Annotated in this window: 4 protein-coding genes and 1 tRNA gene; 4 read left to right on the top strand and 1 reads right to left on the bottom strand. The window is 59.3% G+C overall.

Annotated features, from left to right (window positions below):
• Positions 1-53: 53 nt before the first annotated feature.
• A tRNA-Ser gene (locus ACESNG_RS19405) sits at positions 54-140 on the top strand.
• 298 nt (positions 141-438) lie between these two features.
• Positions 439-792 (top strand): hypothetical protein, encoded by a 354-nt coding sequence (locus tag ACESNG_RS19400; protein ID WP_373064709.1) that lies wholly within the window; start codon positions 439-441, stop codon positions 790-792.
• A 346-nt stretch (positions 793-1,138) separates the two neighbouring features.
• On the opposite strand, the gene ACESNG_RS19395 is transcribed toward ACESNG_RS19400, so the two are convergent.
• Positions 1,139-2,173 (bottom strand): AAA family ATPase, encoded by a 1,035-nt coding sequence (locus ACESNG_RS19395; protein ID WP_373070424.1) that lies wholly within the window; start codon positions 2,171-2,173, stop codon positions 1,139-1,141.
• A gap of 858 nt (positions 2,174-3,031) precedes the next feature.
• Here ACESNG_RS19395 and ACESNG_RS19390 point away from each other — a divergent pair.
• Entirely contained in the window at positions 3,032-3,961 is a 930-nt protein-coding gene (locus tag ACESNG_RS19390) for a hypothetical protein (protein ID WP_373070422.1), read from the top strand.
• Positions 3,962-3,990: 29 nt separating this feature from the next.
• On the top strand, positions 3,991-4,809 hold an 819-nt coding region (locus ACESNG_RS19385), incomplete at its 3' end, for a BREX system ATP-binding domain-containing protein (protein WP_373070420.1).

Below are 4,809 nucleotides of genomic sequence, written 5' to 3'. Positions count from 1 at the left end.
GTGGAAGCCCGCGCCGGCGCGTTCGTCTATCAGGAAGCAGTGCACGGTTGTAAGGATGGATGGCCGAGTGGTTTAAGGCGCACGCCTGGAAAGCGTGTGAACGTGAAAGCGTTCCGTGAGTTCGAATCTCACTCCATCCGTTAAGTAGTTAGGAATTAACGATTTAGGCAACGCCGATGGATGCGCTCAAAAATGCTCCGAATGTCCATATCCAAATTTGTATCCAAATGGAGCGGACGGGCGGTATTTTAGGAGACAATTGGCTACCGAACGGGTGGCTCGTTGTCGATCTCTCTTCGTTCGTTTGTCGCTAGACCAAGGCGATCCAGTCCGATTGGGGAAGTGTTCCAGTGCCGTGATCGTTGCCTAGTTCCTCGAATAGTCCACCACTTTCGCCGCGGCCAGTTGCCACGCCGCGAAAGTGAGGTCGTGCGGTCAGTGGGACCAGTCCAACTCAATCCGCACCATCCGGTCCCGTTCTGTCCCGAACCGCTGCATGCCCTGCCAGGTGGCCTCTTCGGCACCCTCGCGTCGACGTTGATCGGCACCGGTCGTCGGGGTAGCCGCTCTACGTTGGCGTCGAGTGGCGCGACCGGCACTGCAATGGCGGCAATGCGGCCCGCGAGCAACGGATTGCCCATGATGCTGGCGCCGCCACACTGCATGCCGATGAAGACCAGCGTCTGCGTGCGGCGTTTGTCGCTGACCGCGTCGGGAATGACGTTGGAAGCGTGCGTGACCGTCGGCGTATCGCGAACGCCATGCTTTCCTAACGTGAAGAGCTCGTGCTGATCGGCTACCGCCAGAGGCACTGGCACGACGACGACGTGTGGGGGTGCCCGTAACCCGTCGTGTGCGATGCGCGCAACCGATGTGACCGCCGTGCTGTCGATATCGAGAGTCACCGTGTGCGCCAGTCCAAACGTGGTCGTAAGCGCGTGCGTGGTCGTACAGTGGGTGAGCTCTGCGAGTGTGTACGTGCGGTGTGAGAACCCTATCAGTGCCTTTTCCAGAGCATCATCAACAAGGAGACGCAGCGTGTTGGTAGCAATGTGCATGTAGGGACAGCGTGGCGTGAGCAAGCAGGAGTCGGTCTTCGACGGCGAGACGTTCGTGCCAGAGTGCTGGTGCGTGCGGTTTAGGCGTTCAATTCGGGATACGCACTGATCGCCAAGTTGGTCAGCGCCAGCCCAACGCCCGTGCGCACTTCCAGCAGCCCGCGACTCATAAGCCGTGGGCGGATGGTCTCCTGAAACTCGGTCTTGTCCAGCTTCGTGACCGCACACACGTCGCTCTCGGAGCCGCCGTAGCAGTAAAAGGCTTGGTCCTTGCCGCGGTACCGGGGGCGCTTGAACAACGCCTGCACGACGCTCCGATCCGCAGGCCGCAGCCCGTGCTGGTCAATCTCGAACGTCGCGAACACGTCCTCTACGATGTCCGTGGTAATTGCGTGGTGCCCTTGGGCCGTCGCGAAGATGGCGCACTCCTTAAACAAGATTTTGAGCTCGTAGGGAGCGCCGGACTGCCAGCACCGGCTGACCAAGTGGGTGACCGCGTCGGGTGCTATGGCAAACCCGAGCTTCGTCGCCAAGGTCTCAAGCTCTTCCCGCGTCATCGTGCGGAGCATCAACCCTTCGCCGAACCGGCGCTTCAAGGCCGCGTGCAGCGATCCGTAGTCGGTCGTGGCTCCAAGTACCATGACGTGTGGGATCGGGGCAGGGTTGAGCGAGCCTTCGAACGGATACCGACCTTCCTCCATGAGCAGGTACAACTTCGTGGCGAGCTCCTTGTTCACCACGTGGATCTCATCGATGAACCAGATCGACGCCGGGTGTTGCACGAGTTCCCGCACCACTTGGTCCAGGGCCGCGATCGAGTTCAAGTTGGCGCCATACGTCTCCACGAACATCGGTGGCGTCAGCCCGTGTAGTTGCGCTCGCATTTGTAGCTCGTTAGCGATCACCTTCGAGAACAATGTCTTGCCGAGGCCAGGCGGTCCCGTGAGCAGCTTGTGATCCAGCACGACGTGCTCGAGAGACAAGGCGCGGATGGCCATGTCCAGTGGCTTCACCACGTGCGGTTGGCTGCCGTATGTGAGTAGTGACTGGGGCTCCGTTGGTTTTAAGTGAATTGGCGATTGTTTGAAACCGACCCCAGGAGCTGCTGCTGTCATCGATCGCCGGACCGCGATCGCCGCATGTGTCAATCGCGGTTTTAATCGAGGAATGCGCAATGGACACTTTATGCTGACGGGCATTGTGCCTCAGGTCCGCGCGGAAGCGTGAAAGGCACTTGGCGAAAGTGATTGGCTAGGCGGTGATTCAGCAGGGGGCATCGCGTGCTCTACCGCGAAGCGCACACGCTGCTCGAAGATCTGACCGACTCCACGCTCGATAGCACGCGCGAGAAGTCTTTGAGGTGCTCAGCACCGTCCCCTTGCTGATCATCGACGATCCCAGGATGCGGAAGCTCTCACCCACTACCGCCGTAACCGCGATGCTCGACCGGCTGCTCCATACCGCGCATGTCCTCACCCGCGGCCCGCGCAGCTGGCGCAAGAAACTTCACGCCGCGGCCGAATCCCCGGTCACTACACACCGCCAACCAGTCTCAGCGCGCCGGCGTGGTGGCCGGTTTTGCGGTGTCCACTGATGACCGGTTGAAACCGCCTCGGATTCGAGATGTCCCCGGAGGTTCGGGCGACATGGCGGCCCACACCGCGTCATCGGGACGGTGATCCGTACGCTTCGGTGGCGGTAGGATACAGATGCCGTGGCAACGAGTCCGGCGCGTAGTACTCCCTACGCCGTAAGCTCAATGTATGGGCATCAGCTCCTACCAAAGAAGGTGTACTCGTCAGCTGATCAATGCGCTGTCAGTGGGGTGTGGTACCATAACAGGTGCCCTCCTACGACGGAGTCTTCGTTTGGTGGAGACAAGTGGATAGCTGGCTGAACAGCAAGACTGGTTGTACCTTTTGCCGCCTATCGTTCAACGCGCGGCAGGGCCTCTTCTCTAACGGAAGGCACACATGCTCGATGTGAATCTAAAGCATCGTTCAATTGATCCCATTTTAGATGCGAACCAGCAAGTGACTACTGACCTTTTGGATGAACCAGGTACGATCAAGTCGCTTCGGCGCGACGCGAATGCGATCTCAGCACAGTTTGAGGCGCTTGCGAACTTAAAGGCTGGCGAAGCCGATGCCCTTGATCTGCTTGAAAAGGCCATGAAGGCTCTACCGACCGGCGAGCAGATCGGACGCGCCGTTGATGAGCTGCGTACACGCGCGAGCGCTGCCCTCTCGTCAGCGCGCGGGGCCCGCGCGGGCCTCTTCGGTACCATCGAGAGTGCCTTCATCAAACAGCAGCGCGAGGCCAGCGTGATTCTTCGCGAGGCTGGCAACAGCTCGTGGAGGATTGGTATGTTCGAGCTCGAACTCCAGAGAGAGAGTTCACGGGCACGGGTATCGTACAACCGCGAACCCGTAACCGAATGGAGGGCGATCGGGGTTCGAGATGATCTCGACAAGCTTTTGTCGGGCGCTAAGAAGAGCCTCGAAAGCACCGCTATTCCAGAGTCCGATCTTCCGGATCTGCTATGGGAGGCTTACGAGTACCTGCGGACGATTGGCGCACGATCGACTGGCGGGACGGGGCGCCTCCCGCTGCTTGAGTTGTATAAGGAAGTCCGCGTGGTTCTAACACGACAGGAGCTCCGCAGCGGTAAACCTGATCGCAAGCTTTCTCGCACGGAGCTGCCGCGGTGGGCTTTCCTCTACAACATTGATCGCTACCGGAGGTTGCTGCCCAATCTGCCAGCAGAGCGTCGGCTCAGCTTCGAAACTGGCAGCCAACATGACCACCAGAAGGGGCTAGCCATGGTTGCGAATGGGCTCGATCCCAATGCGGACTACAAGGCATACTGCTACGTGTACGCCGCTCAAGCGATTCTCCAATGACAAGAGCCGACTTTCCACCTCGAGACGAAGTGGTCGATGCCTTAGAGCAACTGGCGCAGTATGGGGTGCCCAGTCAGGGTGCCGCACGACTACTCGACGTGGGGAGTGCGGAATTCCTGCGGTACTTCGAGCGCGAGACACTAGATGATTTCGTCTGTCGCGGCGGGGCAACGTGCAAGTTATTCGAGGGAGCGTACGGCAGCGGGAAAACACATCTTCTGCATCTGCTGCACGACTTGGCATTAAGTAAAGGAATGGCGGTTGTAAAAACGGATCTATCTCAAGCACTCAGTCTCGAGGATTGGCACCTGATTGCGCAGCATATCTTACAGCATATCGAGGTGCAGACAGAATCAGGTTTGGTCAGTTCGCTTCCGAGGGTCCTGGAAGCAATGGGGCGAGAGGGTCGCCTAAACGTCGAGAAGCTAGGTGCGTCGAGCCTTCCACACCAAGGATTCGCCCGCGCAATCGGCCTGCTCAGCGAGCCGGATTCCGTTAGCGGTGAAGGCCGCGACCTCGTTGTGCGTTTTTTGTTGGGTGAGCGCGTGAGTGTCGCACGACTGAAGGCACATGGGATAACCGGCGTTAAGCACTCCCTGTCAGGACGGAACGCGGAGTTGGTGGTGAAGACGCTGTTTGCCGCGCTGTTTCGACTCGGCATCCCCGGTACGCTCCTCCTTTTCGATGAGAATGAGCAGACTTTCGTGTTCAGAGGAGCGGTGCCGCCTCGCCGAGTATTGCAAGGTGCAAACCTGCTAAGGCGCCTTATCGATGCTTCAGCCAGTGGATCGCTAGTGGCGACGGTGGCCGTATTCGCAGTGCTGCCCGGGTTTGTCCAGAACTGTGCG

Origin of the sequence: Gemmatimonas sp., assembly GCF_041689975.1 — a bacterium.
Classification (GTDB): domain Bacteria; phylum Gemmatimonadota; class Gemmatimonadetes; order Gemmatimonadales; family Gemmatimonadaceae; genus Gemmatimonas.
The sequence above is the reverse complement of the archived record's forward strand: the minus strand, read 5'-3'. Positions and strand labels throughout refer to the sequence as shown.

Excerpts from the sequence above, each read along its gene's own strand:
- ACESNG_RS19395 (WP_373070424.1), bottom strand. The coding sequence starts at position 2,173 with ATGACAGCAGCAGCTCCTGGGGTCGGTTTCAAACAATCGCCAATTCAC.
- ACESNG_RS19390 (WP_373070422.1), top strand. The coding sequence starts at position 3,032 with ATGCTCGATGTGAATCTAAAGCATCGTTCAATTGATCCCATTTTAGAT.